Genomic DNA, 15,554 nt, shown 5'->3' with positions numbered 1-15,554 from the left:
GCCGGAACGGCACCTGGGTTGCCCGGGTCATGCGACAGAGTCTTTGCCAAGGCGCGGGCTGGTTCCAAATCGCTCGGGGATGGCGGGGCGTGCCTCAACTGGGTGGCCAGATTTCCATCAGGACGTCGGTCGTCAGCACCTGGACCTGCTGATAGAAGCGGGTGTGGTAGAGCGTCAGAACCGCGTCGTGGCTCGCATCGGTCGAACTGCAGACCCCGTCCGAAATGACGTAGACGGGCCAACCGAGGTCGACCGCGTCGAGCACGGTTGCAAGGACACAGACATCCGTTTCCGCTCCGGTCACGATGATCCCGTCGGCGCCCCTCGCCATCAACGTTTGCCGGAGCGTCGTTCCCAGGAAGGCGGAGTAGACAGGCTTGTCGATAACGACCGCAGGCGGAGCAAAGGCCGCAAGCGGGTCGATAAGGTCGATGGCGGCCGGGTCGATGGTGTCGAGCGTCGATTGGCTGTGCAGCGTGTAGTAGTGACGCCAGGTCCCCCTCGCTTCGGCCGAAGACGGCGGCGGGACGAAACGGGTGAAGATCGTGCGGTCGGGTGCATGGCCGGCAATCCGGACGATATTGGGAAGGACCGCATGCATCCAAGGGGTCGGCCAAATATTGCCCGGTGCGAAAATTCCCTGCATATCGAGGCACAGGTGAACCGTTCGGCGGGTCGGGTACCAGGGGAAGGACGGCGACTTGATCTCATCCAAGGCCAGCGACTCCTGAGAATTTCGGCAGCGTGGGCTAGGTGGAGGTCCTCGACTGGCGCAATTTCTCGATCGTGCTCAGCGATTCCTGAGCCTTCGCCGCGGACGCCTGGCACTTCTCCTGCAACGCATCCAACTCTTTGTCCGTCAGCTTCTCGATGCCCATGAACTCATCCTTGGCAGCGGAGGAGCGGATCAGTTCGTCCAGCTTGGTCTGCAGGGCCTCGCTGTCGCGGTTTTGCGTATTCTGGATCAGGAACACCATCAGGAAGGTCACGATGGTCGTGCCGGTGTTGATGACCAGCTGCCACGCTTCCGAGAAGCCGAAGAATGGCCCCGAAACCGCCCAGAGGATCACCGCGGCGACGCAAAGCAGGAAGGCAGGCGAACTGCCCGTGGCTTTGGCTGTGGCATTGGCGAATTTCTCGAAATAGCGCTCCATCCGATCCTCCTGGCAAGCTCAGGAGAACGGGCGCGCGATGAAATGCGTTCCCTTTGGACGTCCAATTGGCGGAAAGGTCGAGCCAAGGCGAGCCGGCTGGTGGGCCCGCGGACACCACGAGCCATGCAGGGGCGCGTTCGGCTTTTCTGCAAAGGACAAAAGGCTGCGCGGCCGGAGGAAACGCTGTTTCCGCGGCACGCGCAGCCCTTTGATGGCAAGGGGCGAGCGACGGGTCCGGAGGAGCCGCCGCTCGCCCATAGAGGGAGCTATTTCGACTTCACGACGGGCGGGATGATCCAGCTGCCGTTCAGGATCGTCGGATCGCTCTCGTCCGGCCAGTAGAGGCGCATCATCAGGTAGAACTTGTCCTTGGGCGCCGGCAGCCAGTTGGACTCCTTGTCCTTGCCCGGAGACTTGTGCTGGATGAGGATATCGACAGAGCCGTCCGGATTGGCCTTCAGGTCCTGCCGGGCGCTGATCGAATAGCGGTTGATCGGATTTTCAACGAAGAAGTACTGGTCGTTGTACATGGTGATCGACCAGAAGCCCTTCACTGGCGGCAATTGTCCCTTCTTGAAGGTCAGGACATAGTCCTCGCTGCCATTGTAGCTGCGCGAGAAGACGCCGCCGCCATCCTTCAGCGAGGTCGGATAGACCGCGTCCTGCGGCCGGTTGGCGCCGAGGCCGATGGCGGTGATGAGGGCGCGCTGGATATAGTTGGTGCCGTAAAGACCCGTCTTGGTGGTGAAGCCCCAGCCATTGACGCTCTGCACGTCGCCATCGCTGAACTTGAAATGCATCATGATGCGGTCGAAGGCGAGATCCGGCAGCCGCTTCTCGAAGGCCGGATCGAATTTCGACTTGTCGAAATCCTGCCCCGGCACGATGCCGATAGAGGCGAACTTCTCGATCGCCGGCGCGTCGGCGGGCGCCGGCGGGTTGGTCTTCATCAACTCGCAGAGCAGCGTGAAATACTCGGTCGCGGTCATGCGATTGACCTGCTCGCGTACCGCCGTCTTCATGTCGATGGACGGGTCCACCTTGCCGGCCGGCGGCGTATATGTGTTGCCCCAGGTCGAGAGCGGCTGCAGCTTGCAGGCGTCCTGGAGCTTGTGCACGGCGGCGTAATCCTCGGGCGTGCCCTCGCAGTAAATGCGGCCGAGCAGCCAGACGATGTTGGTCGGCGATTTGTACTCGACCACGCCCTCCGGCAACGTGCCGGACCAACCGGGGCCGGTGATGGCAACGGTCTTTGCGCCTTCGCCGGTGGTGCGGGAGCCCGGCACCTGGAAGACATTGGTCCAGCCGTCGAGCATCGGGAACAGGAAGTAGCGCTCGCCCATGTCGGGATAGGCGAACACCCAGGGCTCGCTGCCGACATCCACAAAGGCTGTCGTGTAGAGCGTATCGGCGTTGGGGGCCGTCACGTCGCGGAACGAAGCGTTGGGATATTCCCGAAGCTTGATGAGATGGCCCATCGGGGCCCGCGTCCCCTTGGGCTCCGCCACATTGGTGACGACGCGGCGCGTCATCTCCATCGTGACCAGCGGGTAGCCGTAGATGTAGGCCTCGACCCCGGTCCAGAAGTCATCGCGGCCGGCGACGATGTCGGACAGAGGGCCATCCAGCGCAAAGGCGGGCGAGAGGGCGGCGGAACCGAGCAGGCCGGCGCCCAGCAGGGTCGCGGTGCGGCGCGTGATATCCATGGTCATGGCTCCTGGATCAATAGGGGCGATAGGGCGGGTAGTAAGGATAGGGCGGATAGACCGGATAGGGCGCGTAGGGCGGCGGATAGCGATAGGCTGCCCCGGCTGCCGCACCGGCGTAGAAGGCGCCGCGATAGGCCGTGCGGCGCGCGGCGCCGGCAAAGGACAGCGGCGTCAGCGGCATGCCGATGATGTCGATGAACACCGAGGCCGGCCCCGCCGCATCGCCGAGGTCGCCCTCTAGCACGGCGACATCGAACACGATGTTCGCCCCGTCCACCTTGGGCGAGCGAAGCGTCACCACGGCGTCCTTGACGCTCGCGCCGGTCTTGTCGAAGACCGAGACGGTGGCGTTGGGCGGATCCTTGGCGAAACTGTCAGACCCAGTGTCCCATTCCTCCAGGAGATGGGCGGTCAGCGCATGGCCGGCGGCCCGCACCGGGCGGTCGGCGAAGATGATCGCGTTGGGCGCCGCGCCGATCAGCGTGAGCCGGTTGCCCTCGAGCTTCGCGCCGGCCGCGTTCAAGACGATCAGCGACGGCTCGATCTGCGTCTTGGAACTGCCGCCGATCGGCTTCTGCGCCGGCGCCTGGATGGCGTCCTGTGCCTGGGCGGAAGTGGCGAGGGCGCAGAACAGCGCCGCCGCCAGCAGGTTCATTCGCCTCATGGTCGTTCTCCTCGTGGATAGTGGAAGCGGGCGCGGCCGCTTCAGCCGTCGGACCCGCTGGTCCGGTCTATGGACACGACCCGTGCCTGTCGCAGGTCGGCGTCGATCTCTTTCAGCGCCCAGCGCACGAAGGCGAGCCACTCCAGCCGCCGTTCCGCGCGCAGGGCCAGTTCGAGCCCGTCGACTGCCGAAAGCGCCGCTTCGGCCTCGGCCAGTTCCTCGCAGAGGTCCCGGAAGCGCTCGCTCTCACGTGCCAGCGCCTCGATCTCCGTCGCTTGGGCTGGAAAGTGGCGGATGGCGGCCGGGACCCCGTCTCGCCCTGCCCCAGACTGTTCCTCGCCTGCCATGGTTGAACCCCAGTTCGCCTGTTGTTCATGCGTGCGGGCCCGGGGCTCAGGGGCAGATCACATCCGTCGTGCCGCCCGCGCCGGTGGACTGGCACGTCGAGAGTCCTCCCGTCGACGACTGGTTGCTTTGGCAGGCCGCCAGAGCCAGGACGCAAAGAACGAGAGCCAATGCGGTCTTCATTTCCGATCTCCTCGTCGGTTGATGGGACCCCGGCCGGTCCATGGCGCATCGCCGCCACGGCCTGCCGACCCCGCATACAAGCCCGGACGGCTGCCGCAACCTGCTGGTGCGCCCGGCCCCTCACGGATTTAGCAGCGGAGAAGACCGGCAGACCCGCTGTCGTCCTTCCCTGCGCCGGAATGCAGCTATAGAGTGCGGTGGGCATATCGCCGCGTAAGGTTACGCAGCATGTGGGGGTAACAAAGGCGATGCGGGGTTGGTTTGCAGCGCTCCGACACGGTCCTGCAGCGGCGGGCGAGGCCCCGCCCCCGGCAGACCGTTCGCCCCCTGCGATGGGCGAAGAGCCCACGCCCGAGAGGGTTCGGGAGGCACTGGCCAGGATCCTCGAAAGCGCGAAATTCGACGCGTCGCCCCGGTCGCGCCGATTTCTGGCCTATGTCGTCGAGGAGACGCTGGCCGGCCGGGCCGATCGCATCAAGGCGTTCTCGATCGCCACGGATGTCTTCGGCCGCGGCGCGGATTTCGACGCCCATGCCGATCCGATCGTGCGATTGGAAGCCGTCCGGCTGCGCCGCGCGCTGGAGCATTATTATGAGAGCGACGGGTCCGCGGATCCGGTCGTGATCTCCATCCCGAAGGGCGGCTATGTCCCCGCCTTCGAGCCCCGACAGCCCGAGCCGGCCGCGCCGCCAGAGGCGCCGAGGCGGCGGCCCTGGTGGCCCCCCACGCTCGTCGCCGCCCTTTGCGTGGTCGTCGTCGCCTCCGGGGCGTTGTTCGCCCTGGGCTGGTCGCCCTGGCCGATCGATCGATCCGCGCCGGCCGTCCCGCGCCTGCTTGTCCGCCCATTCGAGGACCTTTCCCGCACTGATGCCGCCTCATCCGTCGCCGACGGGCTGACGCAGGAGGTCCTCAACCAGCTGACCAAGTTCAAAGACATCGTCACGGTGCAGGGCGAGCGCGACGGGGCCGATCACGGCTCCCGCTATGTCCTGATGGGCTCCGTCAGTGTCGCCGAAGACAAGCTCCGCCTGCAGACGCGCATTCTCGACGCCCAGGACGTCAGCGTGCTCTGGGCCAAGACCTACGAGGCGAGCTACGACCCCGCGCGGAGCCTTGCGGTCGAGGCGGACCTGGCGCGCCAGGTCGCGACGGCGGTCGGCCAGCCCTATGGCGTGATCTACAAGGCCGATACGGGACGCAGTGGCTCGGTCGCCAATGGCGACTGGGATGCCTATTCCTGCACCCTCTCCTATTTCACCTATCGCGCCAATCTGGACGCCCACTCCCACCCCCGCGTGCGGAGCTGCCTGGAAGAAACCGTCGAGCGCTTTCCCAACTATGCCACCGCATGGGCGCTGCTGGCGCAGACCTATATGGACGAGCTGCGCTTTCAATATCCGGTCGCGGAATCGACCTTGCCGGCTTCGCTGGAGCGGGCGGCGGCCGCGGCCAAGAAGGCGACGGAGCTGGATCCCGAGAATGTCCGCGCCTTGCAGGCAAAGATGCTGGCGCTTTATTTCGATGGCCAGGTCGAGGCCTCGCTGGCCGTCGGCGAGCGGGCGATGCTGACCAACCCGAACGATACGGAGCTGGTCGGCGAATATGGCGTGCGGCTGGCGGATTCGGGCCAGTGGAAGCGCGGCTGCGCCCTGGTCGCCGAGGCGCTCCAGCGCAATCCCGGACCGCTCGGCTATTATGAAGTGGTGCTGTCGATCTGCGCCTATATCGACAAGGACTACGAGGCGGCGAAGATGTGGGTGCGACGGGCGGCGGTGATGGACAACCCCGCCTATCATCTGATCGCGGCGGCGGTCTTCGCCGAAGGCGACGAACCGCTGGAGGCCGCTGCCGAGCGCCAGTGGCTGCTCGACCATGCGCCGGAATTCGTCGCCAATGTCCGGGCGTGGGTGGGTCTGCGCAACGTCATGCCGGCGGACCGCGAGCGCTTCCTCGCCTCGCTCCGCAAGGCCGGCCTGCAGGTTTCGCCGTGAACGCCCGGCGTCGATCCACGCCCATAGCGTGACCGCGGCCGACACCGGTCAGCCGGTCGCGCCGGCCTTGGGCGGGTCTTCGTCATATTGCGGGATTCCGGACAGCGGCGGCAGCCAGGACTCGCGCCGCTTCACCCACGCCTCGACGCCCGGGCTTATGCCGGACGGGATGACGTCGAGGGTTCCCACATAGACCTCGGCCTGTTCTTCGCTCAGGCTGAAGAGACGGGAGCCGCAGCGGGGGCAGAAGGAGCGGCCCTGATAGACCTGTACCTCGCCGGTGTAGCGAAACATTTCCGGCCGCCAGTCGGCATAGGCTAGGAAGGCCGTGCCCGTGACCTTGCGGCAATCGGCGCAGTGGCAAAGGCCTGCCTTGAACGGCTCGCCCTTCGTCTCGTATCGCACCGCCCCGCACAGGCAGCCCCCGGCCCTGGTCTGCATCTCCGACATCGTCCTCCTCCACGCTGCGACCTACTTTTCTTTGAAGGATCCTGAGGCGGAGAAGTTCCGAGCGGTAGCTCTCCGCCGCGCGGAAGGCCCATCCTGGAAGGCGCCAGCATCAAGACAGATGGGGCCCGCGCCATGAGCCGGACTGCCCGCCTCTCGATATCGGGAGCAACCAAATTTAACGCGACGGGATTGGAGGGGTCTCTACCCCGAAACGGGCCTCGAATGACGGCATCCGAATTCGGGGGCGCATGCAGGCCCGACCGGGCGCCCCAGCAAGGAGACGCGACAATGACATCCACGCGCGACACTTCCGACAAAACGAAGCCCGACGTCGACGGCGTCGCCAGCCCGACGAAGGAAGACGCCACCGGCCAGTTCCATCGTGGCAAGGCCGGCAGCGGCAATGACGGGCTCGTCAGCGCCGAGCCGCGCATCTTCGGCAGCCGGGAGCGGGAGGCTTCCAGCTGGAACGAGAATGCCGATGAAACCGGTACCAAGACGGACAGCCAGGAGAAGCGTCCATGAGCAGCGCGTTCCATATCACCCTCGGCAAGCCGCCCGCGGCGCGGGAAATCCAGGATGTGGCGGCCGCCGCGGAATGGCTGTCCGATCGCTGGCCAGAGGCCCATCGCGGCACGCTGAAACATCTCGCCGCCCAGGTCGCCTGCGCCGACCTCATCGAGAGCGGCGGAGATGCGGCGATTGCGTAGGACGCCTTCATGGCTGCTGCGGAAGAGGCAGGTCTCCTCTCCTCCCAATAGTCCAGGGCGCCCCCTGCCCGTCCTGCGGGCTCAGTAGACGTCGGCCTGGAAACGGCCGGCCTTCTTGAGCGAACGGATCGCCGCGACAGCTTCGTCCGCGCCCAACCGGCCATGGCTGGCGGCAATGGAAACCAGTGCCGCCTCGACATCCTTGGCCATGCGCTTGGCGTCGCCGCAGACATAGAGATGCGCGCCCTCGCCGATCCAGCGCCAGAGCTCAGCACCGACTTCCAGCATGCGATCCTGCACGTAGAATTTCTCTGCCCCGTCGCGCGACCACGCCAGCGACAGGCGCGTCAGCAGGCCGCTCGCGCGCATCGCCTGCAGCTCGTCCTTGTAGAAGAAATCCGTCGCCTGACGCTGATGGCCGTAGAACAGCCAGTTGCGACCGGGCGCGGCGATCGCCTCGCGCTCTTTGAGAAAGGCGCGGAACGGCGCGATGCCGGTGCCGGGCCCGATCATGATGACGGGCGAGTTCGGATCGGCCGGCAGGGCGAAATCATGCGCCTTCTGGATATAGCAGCGCAGCGTTTCGCCGGGCTCCATCCGTTCGACAAGGAAGGTAGAGGCGACGCCGAGGCGCTTGCGCTGGCCGATCTGGTAGCGCACGGCATCGACGGTCAAGGTGACGCGACCGGCCTCGGTCTTCGGCGATGACGAGATCGAATAGAGACGCGGCTGCAACGGCTCCAGCGCATCGACGAAGGCTTCGGGATGCGGGCGGGCGGCAGCGAATTTCTGCACCACGGCGAAGACGTCGAGCTGCGCCGCATCGCCGTCGGGATCGCCGCCACGCGCCAGCTCCCGCGCCTTTTCTCGCAGCGTCCCCCCAAGAATGTGCGAATAGAGCTCGTAGAGCGCATCGGGCGCGAGGCCGAGCGAAACCTCGTCGCGCAGCACCTCGCGAAGCGTCCGGCCGCGCACTTCCGTCGTGTGGGCGACGCCCAGCATGGCGATGATCTGGTCGACATGGCCGAGGCTGTTGCGCGGAAAGACACCAAAACTGTCGCCGACGGCGTAGTCGAGGCCGCTCGCGGCGATGTCGAACTCGACGTGATGCGTATCCTTTTCCGAGCCCGCGCCATTCAGGCGGCGGCGGCCGAGGAAGATGGCGTCAACCGGCTGTTCGCGGCTCATGCCGGGCTTTGAGACAGCCATCGCGACACCGGGCTTGTCCTCGGAAATGGGCGACGCCTTGGCGCCCGCGCTCGGCTCGCCAAGCTCGGCCGCCAGCGCCTTGACCAGCCGGAACGTCTCCTTGCCGCCGGGCGCGCAGAGATTGAGCCGCGCCTCGTCCTTCAGGAAGATCGCATTGGCATAGGCGGCGCAGCTATAACCGCACTGGCCGCAATCCTGCTGCGCCATCGCCGCCATCAGTTTCTGGCTGGCGGGGCGGCCTTCGGCGAGCTTCATCCGCTCGTCCGCCGGCATGGCGGCATCGTGCCAAGGCGCATCGTCATTGCTGGCCAGCGGCGGACCGATGGGAGCTTCCGGCGCCGGAGCGAGCAGACCTTGCGGCAGGATGCCGGCGGTGTCGACGGGGGTGAGCGAGCCGAGGGCGGCAGCGAGGAAGCCGGACAGCCAGGCGCGCTGCTCGTCGCTGAACGGCGCGCCCTCGGGCACGATGTTGGTCGGCGAGGGTGTCGGCTGGAAGGTCATGTGGCGGCCTCCTGGGTCATGGCGTTCAGCGCTTCGGCGTCGTGGCGCAGCGTGAAGGTGGCGAAGCTCTCGGTCGCGTCCGCGCGATGGGCGAGATAGGCGCGCAGCAGCGCCTCGATGCGGTCGGGCGCGTCCTCGGCCTTGACGTCGGACTGGAGCAGCCGGCCAATCCGCGCGTCGGCGCCGAACCCGCCGCCGACATGGATGTGATAGCCCTCGACCTGATCTCCTTCCTCATTGATCGAGACCTTGGCGCCGATCAGGCCGATATCGCCGATATAGTGCTGGGCGCAGGAGTGATGGCAGCCGGTCAGGTGGATGTTGAGTGGCTGGTCGAGCTCGATGCGGCCATCGAGATGATTGGCGATATCAAGCGCGTGGCCCTTGGTGTCGGAGGCGGCGAACTTGCAGCCCCGGCTGCCGGTGCAGGCGACGAGCCCTGCCCGCACGGCGGAGGCCGTCCAGGCAAGGCCGATCGCCTTGATGCGGGCCTTCGCCTCGGCGATGCGGCTGTGCGGGATGCCCGACAGGATGACGTTCTGCCAGACGGTGAGGCGGATATCGCCATCGCCGAGGTCCTGCGCGATGGCCGCGATCGCCCGCATCTCCTGCGCGGTCATCCGCCCGGCCGGAATGACGATCCCCGCCCAGGAAAGCCCCGCCTGGCGCTGGGGGTGGAAATCGATATGCGCGCCACGGTCGGTCGCCGGCCGCTTCGCCACGAGCGCGGCGTCGATCCGGGTCAGCGGCGCGCCGAGCTTCTTCTCGACCTCGTCAAGGAAGCGGGCAAAGCCCCAGTCGTCGAGCAGGTATTTGAGCCGCGCCTTGGTCCGGTCGGTGCGGTTGCCATGATCCACGAAGACGCGAACGATGGCGTCGGCGACGCGCACCGCCTCGGCCGGCTCGACGATGATGCCGGTGTCGCGGGCAAAATCCTTATGGCCGGTGATGCCGCCCAGGGTCAGGCGGTACCAAATGCCGGGGCGAACCGGCGCGCCGGGCAAAACCTCGACCGCCTGGAAGCCGATATCGTTGGTCTCTTCCAGCGTCGGGATCTTGCCGCCGCCGTCGAAGGCGACGTTGAATTTTCGCGGCAGGCCATACATCGCACGCGTATTGAGGATGTGATGGTGCCAGGCGCGGGCGTGCGGCCTGGTATCGATCAGCTCCTGCGGATCAATGCCGGCCGTGGCCGAGCCGGTGACGTTGCGGATGTTGTCGGCGCCCGACCCCTTGGACACGAGACCGACATCCATCAGCCGCTCGACCAGGACCGGGGCATTTTCCGGCACGATTTCGCGGATCTGCAGATTGGCGCGCGTCGTCACATGGCTGTAGCCACCGCCGAGGCGCTCGGCCAGATCGGCAACGGCCGCGAACTGCCAATGCGTCAGGATGCCGTTCGGGATGCGCAGCCGGCACATATAGCTGTCCTGCGCCGGCGCGACGTGGAACAGGCCATGATAGCGCCAACGGAAATTGTCCTCCGGCTTCGGCTTGGCGCCGGAACGGGCCTCGCGGCTCAGCCGGTCATAGGCCTCGAACGGATGATCCGCGCGCTTCCACTTTTCCTGGTCGACCAGCTTGCCGCCGGCTGCCACCGTGCGGTCCTGCGCCTTCCATTGCTCGGCGTCCGGGCCGGTCGGCTCGGCGGCCATGGCGGGGACAGGCGGCGCGACGTTGCGCGCCGCCGTCGCGCCGGAGAGAAAGCCCTCCAGCCAGCGTTTCTGTTCGGGGAGAAAATCCTGGCCCATCGTCGCCTCCTTCACTCAGCCGCGACGATGCCGGCGACGGACCGGGACGAAGGCCGCGCCGCCGCCACCCAATAGGCGCCTGCCATCAGGATGGCGCCGGCGAAGGTGTTGCCGATCGTCACCCAGAACAGGTTCCAGGCGGCGCCGGCCCAGGTGATCGTGTCGGGATGCTTCGAGAACAGGGCGAGCGCGAAGACGGTCATGTTGGCGACGGAATGCTCGTAGCCGGACGCAATGAAGGCGAACAGGCACCAGGCGATGGCGATCATCTTGGCGGCGTCGCTGGTGGTGCGGGCCGACATCCAGAGCGCCAGGCAGACAAGCCAGTTGCAGAGGATGGCGCGCGCCACCAGTTGCACCGGATCGGCATTCATCTTGGCCGCGGCCGCCTTGAAGATGAACTCGCTCGGCGACGAGAGGATCGATCCGCCGCCGGCCAGGACGAACAGGCCGGCCAAAAGCATCGCGCCGACGAGATTGCCGACCCAGCTCGCCAGCCAGACGCGACCGAGCTGGCCGAGCGTCGTCTGACCTTCCAGCGTCGAGATCGTCATGTTCATGGTGTGGCCGGTGTAGAGCTCGGCGCCGGCGAAGACGACGAGGATCAGCGCCAGCCCGAACGACGCGCCCATGACGAGCGGCCGGATGCTCGGATCGAGCAGCGAGCCGAGGCTGAAGATCAACAGGATGCCGAAGCCGACATAGATGCCGGCCATGGCCGAGCCGATGAAGAAGCCGGCCGGGTTGGTCTCGAGCAGACGGGCCTTGGACGCGCCAAGGGCGGAGAGTTTGCTGATGGTCTCGTCAAACATGCTGCTGGTCCTCAGGTGCCAAAGAGAAGGGTCTGTGCGGTATCGGTGTGGTAGATTTCGGCTTGCGCGGCGGGGCGGAACGCCTCGCCGATGCCGACCAGGACCGGGCCGTCGGAACGGCTGGACGGTTCGGTTGCGAGGCTCGCCAAGGTGGTGTGGCGGATGGTCTGCTCGGGTCGCGAGACGGATTGCGCCAGCACGACGGGGGTCGCAGCGGCGCGGCCCTCGGCCAGCAGGCGGCGGGCGAATTCAGGCGCCGTGCGGCCGCCCATATAGACGGCGAGCGTCGTCTCGGGATCGGCAAGGCCGCGCCAGTCGAGATCCGGCATGTCGCCGTCGCGGCCATGGCCGGTGACAAAGCGGACCGAATGGGCGTGGTCGCGATGGGTCAGCGACGCGCCGAGGCTGGACGCCAGCGCCGACGCGGCCGTGATGCCGGGCACGACCTCGACAGCGATGCCCTCGGCCCGCAGCGCCCCGATCTCCTCGCCGGCGCGCCCAAACACCATCGGATCGCCCGACTTGAGGCGGACGACATTCTTGCCCTGCCGCGCCAGCTTGAGCGCCATGGCGTTGATATCGTCCTGCGCGCAGGAGGCCCGGCCGCCGCGCTTGCCGACCAGCATCCGCCGCGCCTCGCGACGCGCCAGTTCGAGCACGCCATCGGAAACAAGATCGTCGAACAGGATGACATCGGCCGCCTGCAGGGCGCGCACCGCCTTGACGGTCAGCAGGTCCGGATCGCCCGGGCCCGCGCCGACCAGCGTGACGCGGCCAACCGGCGCGGCGACCTCGCCACGCCGGGCCTCATCGATGAGTTGCGCGAGATCGCCGGCCTCGGCGGGCGATGCCGGGGCGAGCGCCAGATCGGCAAACCGCTCCCAGAAGCGGCGGCGTTCCGCCCCCGGCTGAAGCGTTTCCAGGACCGTCCGGCGCATCCGGGCCGCGCGCTCCGCCCAGGCGGCAAGCGTCGCGGGAAGCGCGAATTCGATCCGCCGCCGCACGGCCTGGCCAAGGATCGGCGCGGCGCCGTTGGTTGAAATGCCGATCACGACCGGCGAGCGGTTGACGATGCCGCCAAACTGAAAGCTGCAGAAATCGGGGCGATCGATGACGTTGTGGGGGATGCCGGCGGCCACGGCGTCGTCGCGAAACTGCGCCGCCTGCCCGTCCGTCTCGGCGTCAAAGACTGCGATCGCCATGCCGCGCAACTGTCCGGGTTCATAGGGACCCAGCACGGTGATCCGTCCGGCCTCGACCAGCGCGGCGAGTTCGGGAGCAAGCGGCGCATCGCCCACACAGGCAAGGCAGGTGGCCGCCCCGGCGGCGGCGAGAAGCTCCGCCTTCCAGGCCGCGGCGGCGCTGTGGCCGACGACGAGGGCGCGCCTGCCTTCCAGCCGCAGGAAGATGGGCAGGACGGCGAGCGGGGCGATGCGCGGCGCGGCAATACGGGGCTGGCGGCTGGCAAGCGGCATGCGATCTCCTGTCATCGGGGGGATGGACACGGCTCTCCGTTCCGAGCGAATTCGGAGGAAAGCGGGATCGTCGCCGGAAAACGGATGCATGCGTCGCGGCCGTGCGTTCATGCACTCGAATGCGGCGACGTCGTTGTCGGGATAGCCTCTTCAGAGGCAGGCCAAGGGCGGATCTTCGTTGATCACCCTGGCGGCGAATTCGGTCATAACCGAACTCAGCTTGGAATAAGTGTAAGGCCTTGCCTCATCTTTACTCAAGACTAATTTATAAGCATACCGCTGGAATTGCGGGCGGCGCCATGCTGCTTTCGGCGGCTAAAGCAGGTCGTGGCGCCCGCTGCCCGAGGTCGGATGGGTGACGGGAAACCCGGCGACATAGTCGACGATCCGGTCGGGTTCGAAGGCCCGCCCGTCGAGAAACGGCGCCGCAGGCAGCCGCATCGGCCCTGCCGTGGTCTCGATCTCGATGGCGACCGGACTGCCCTCGACCTTGCGGTCGGCGAGCGGCAGCGGCGTCGAGGAGCCCGCCAGCGCCTGGCGATACAGATCGGGCCGATAGGCGGACGCCGCGCGCTCGATCGCCTGCGGCGTCAGCGGCGCCTGGCCCCAGCGCGCCATCTGGCTGAACAGCCACAGCGCCTCGCTGACCCAGGGGAAATTCGCGGCCTCGCGGTGGAAGGTCAGGTAGTTCGGAATATCGCGCAGCGTGCCATCGGGATCGACGAGGAAACGATCGGTGAGCAGCGAGCCGATCAGCGCCGGGGAGCCGCCGACATAGCCGGGCTCGGCCAGCATGGCGGCGAGCGTCGTCCGGTTTTCCGGCACGTCGCACCATCTTGCCGCCGCATCGAGCGCGACGATCAGGCGCGACAGCGTCTCGGGCTGACTCTCGGCCCAATCCGGCCGCACGCCCAGCACCTTTTCCGGCGCGGCCGGCCAGATATCCGCCTTGACCGCGACGACGCGACCGACGCCGCGCTCGACCGCGATCATGTTCCAGGGCGCATTGACGCAAAAGCCGTCGATCGCCCCGGCGGCCATCGCCTCGGCGGTCAGCGGCGGCGGCACAACGGTCATCGTCACGTCGCGGTCAGGATCGATGCCGGCCGCCGCCATGAAATAGCGGAACTCGTAATTGTGCGACGAGAAGGGATAGGTCATGGCGAAGACCAGCGGCCTTTGCCCGGCCTCGCGCCGCGCCGCGATCACCTGCGCCAGCGCGCGCGCATTGGTCAGCGCATCTTCGTTTCCACCGAGCCCGGCCAGCGCCTGCATGTCGCGATAGAGACCGACGGAGAGCGTGATGGCATTGCCGCCGCGCCCGAGCACGAAGGGCGCAAGGGTCGGCGACGGGTTGGAGCCCAGCCCGACGCAGGAAGCAACGGCCATCGGCGCCAGCATGTGCGCGACATCGAACTGATGGAAGGCGAGCCGGTCGCGGATATTGGCCCAGGAGACATCCCTGATCAGTTGCAGGCTCAGCCCCTCGCGGGACGCGAAGCCCTGCTCCTCCGCCGCGACCAGAACGGCGATGTCGAGCAGCGGAATGAAGCCGACGCGAACGATGCGGTTCTGGTCCGGCCGGATCGCGGCGGGACCGGCGAGCCGGTCGCCGTCCGGGTCTGGCATCGTCGAGCGTGCGGTCATGGCGTCGTTTCCGCCTTTCCTGGCATTCAGCATGGCTATTTTCCGAGCAATCCGGCCGCGGTGACGAGGCTCTGCGCGATGTCGGCGATGCGGCGCTTCTCGTTCATCGCCGCCTGCCGCAGCAGCGCATAGGCCTCTTCCTCGGACAGGTTTCGCGACCGCATCAGGATTCCCTTGGCGCGGTCGATCACCTTGCGGTCGGCCAGTTCACTCTTCGCTTCCAGCAGTTCGCGCTGCAGCCGGTCGAACGCCTCGAAGCGGCTGATCGCCATGTCGACGATAGCTTTCACCCGCTCCTTCTTCAGGCCGTCGACGATATAGGCGGAGACGCCGGCATCGACGGCGGCGCGGATCATAGATTGATCGGACTGGTCGACGAACATCGCCACGGGACGCGACACGACGCGCGACACCTGGAACATCTGCTCGAGCATGTCGCGGCTGGGATTTTCGAGATCGATGATGATGACGTCGGGATCGATCGCAGCCAGCCGGCGAACGAGTTGCGTGCTGGTCTCGATCACCTCGACGCCGTCAATGCCGGCCTCGCGCAGGCCATCGACAAGGATCGCCGCCCGAACCGCATTGTCGTCGACCACCACGACCCGGATGGCATTTGGTTTCATCGGCGACCCATCAGTCCTCGCACACCCCGCATCGAGATGAGACCCAAGCAAGAATCATGCAAGACCGGTTCTGCCCGGCGGTAGCCGCCACGGTCCGAACACCGAACCCAACGAACACCTAACCATGCCCGCCCGGGAGCCGGCAGGATTTATACCCCAATGCAAGACCCGCGGGCGTTTCCTGGAGTTTTGATACAGCACATGAGCGGCCGACGGGATTTGCCACCACTACACTCGCATCCCAATGGATGGAACCGGCTCTCGGGGGAGAAGCAAAGGATCTCCGGGGCTGACCGGCCAAGCGGACGGCGGCGCGGAAAGAGC

At 66.8% G+C, this 15,554-nt stretch carries 15 protein-coding genes; 3 read left to right on the top strand and 12 right to left on the bottom strand.

All coding sequences use genetic code 11. The features are described from left to right. Window positions 1–94 precede the first annotated feature (94 nt). From ACHMWQ_RS09680 to ACHMWQ_RS09660, 5 genes are all read right to left on the bottom strand, one after another. Complete coding sequence (locus ACHMWQ_RS09680) at window positions 95–715, bottom strand: cysteine hydrolase family protein (RefSeq protein ID WP_396307305.1); 621 nt, start codon at window positions 713–715, stop codon at window positions 95–97. A gap of 34 nt (window positions 716–749) precedes the next feature. Further along, a complete protein-coding gene (locus tag ACHMWQ_RS09675) occupies window positions 750–1,154 on the bottom strand; it encodes a low affinity iron permease family protein (RefSeq protein WP_396307304.1) in 405 nt (134 codons plus the stop codon). A 266-nt stretch (window positions 1,155–1,420) separates the two neighbouring features. After that, on the bottom strand, window positions 1,421–2,860 hold the full coding sequence (locus tag ACHMWQ_RS09670) for a DUF1254 domain-containing protein (RefSeq protein WP_396307303.1): 1,440 nt from the start codon (window positions 2,858–2,860) through the stop codon (window positions 1,421–1,423). A 16-nt stretch (window positions 2,861–2,876) separates the two neighbouring features. After that, a complete protein-coding gene (locus ACHMWQ_RS09665; protein ID WP_354552642.1) occupies window positions 2,877–3,527 on the bottom strand; it encodes a hypothetical protein in 651 nt (216 codons plus the stop codon). A gap of 41 nt (window positions 3,528–3,568) precedes the next feature. Continuing rightward, on the bottom strand, window positions 3,569–3,874 hold the full coding sequence (locus tag ACHMWQ_RS09660) for a hypothetical protein (protein ID WP_354552640.1): 306 nt from the start codon (window positions 3,872–3,874) through the stop codon (window positions 3,569–3,571). A 513-nt stretch (window positions 3,875–4,387) separates the two neighbouring features. Between ACHMWQ_RS09660 and ACHMWQ_RS09655 the strand changes: the two genes are divergently transcribed. Next, window positions 4,388–6,046, top strand: coding sequence for a hypothetical protein (locus ACHMWQ_RS09655; RefSeq protein ID WP_396307302.1), 1,659 nt, complete (start codon window positions 4,388–4,390; stop codon window positions 6,044–6,046). Window positions 6,047–6,094: 48 nt separating this feature from the next. Here ACHMWQ_RS09655 and ACHMWQ_RS09650 read toward each other — a convergent pair whose 3' ends face one another. Beyond that, window positions 6,095–6,487, bottom strand: a complete 393-nt coding sequence (locus ACHMWQ_RS09650) for a GFA family protein (protein WP_396309420.1) — start codon at window positions 6,485–6,487, stop codon at window positions 6,095–6,097. Window positions 6,488–6,784: 297 nt separating this feature from the next. Here ACHMWQ_RS09650 and ACHMWQ_RS09645 point away from each other — a divergent pair, with 297 nt between their 5' ends. Together ACHMWQ_RS09645 and ACHMWQ_RS09640 are read left to right on the top strand one after the other, a co-directional pair. After that, on the top strand, window positions 6,785–7,021 hold the full coding sequence (locus ACHMWQ_RS09645) for a hypothetical protein (RefSeq protein ID WP_396307301.1): 237 nt from the start codon (window positions 6,785–6,787) through the stop codon (window positions 7,019–7,021). Next, the gene (locus ACHMWQ_RS09640) at window positions 7,018–7,206 is read left to right on the top strand and encodes a DUF982 domain-containing protein (protein WP_396307300.1); all 189 of its coding nucleotides are present in this window, start codon (window positions 7,018–7,020) and stop codon (window positions 7,204–7,206) included. The genes ACHMWQ_RS09645 and ACHMWQ_RS09640 overlap by 4 nt, the downstream gene beginning before the upstream one ends. Before the next feature lie 81 nt (window positions 7,207–7,287). On the opposite strand, the gene ACHMWQ_RS09635 is transcribed toward ACHMWQ_RS09640, so the two are convergent. From ACHMWQ_RS09635 to ACHMWQ_RS09610, 6 genes are all read right to left on the bottom strand, one after another. Beyond that, entirely contained in the window at window positions 7,288–8,916 is a 1,629-nt protein-coding gene (locus ACHMWQ_RS09635; RefSeq protein ID WP_396307299.1) for a sulfite reductase subunit alpha, read from the bottom strand. Next, on the bottom strand, window positions 8,913–10,670 hold the full coding sequence (locus tag ACHMWQ_RS09630; protein ID WP_396307298.1) for a NirA family protein: 1,758 nt from the start codon (window positions 10,668–10,670) through the stop codon (window positions 8,913–8,915). Before ACHMWQ_RS09630 ends, ACHMWQ_RS09635 begins: the two co-directional genes overlap by 4 nt. Window positions 10,671–10,681: 11 nt before the next feature. Beyond that, window positions 10,682–11,482, bottom strand: a complete 801-nt coding sequence (gene nirC, locus ACHMWQ_RS09625; protein ID WP_396307297.1) for a nitrite transporter NirC — start codon at window positions 11,480–11,482, stop codon at window positions 10,682–10,684. A gap of 11 nt (window positions 11,483–11,493) precedes the next feature. Beyond that, entirely contained in the window at window positions 11,494–12,957 is a 1,464-nt protein-coding gene (gene cysG, locus ACHMWQ_RS09620) for a siroheme synthase CysG (RefSeq protein WP_396307296.1), read from the bottom strand. 315 nt (window positions 12,958–13,272) lie between these two features. Next, window positions 13,273–14,604, bottom strand: coding sequence for a CmpA/NrtA family ABC transporter substrate-binding protein (locus ACHMWQ_RS09615; protein ID WP_396307295.1), 1,332 nt, complete (start codon window positions 14,602–14,604; stop codon window positions 13,273–13,275). Window positions 14,605–14,639: 35 nt separating this feature from the next. After that, entirely contained in the window at window positions 14,640–15,230 is a 591-nt protein-coding gene (locus ACHMWQ_RS09610) for an ANTAR domain-containing response regulator (protein ID WP_396307294.1), read from the bottom strand. Window positions 15,231–15,554 lie beyond the last annotated feature (324 nt).

Source organism: Kaistia sp. UC242_56, from assembly GCF_044452255.1.
GTDB classification, from domain to species: domain Bacteria; phylum Pseudomonadota; class Alphaproteobacteria; order Rhizobiales; family Kaistiaceae; genus Kaistia; species Kaistia defluvii_A.
The sequence above is the reverse complement of the archived record's forward strand: the minus strand, read 5'-3'. Positions and strand labels throughout refer to the sequence as shown.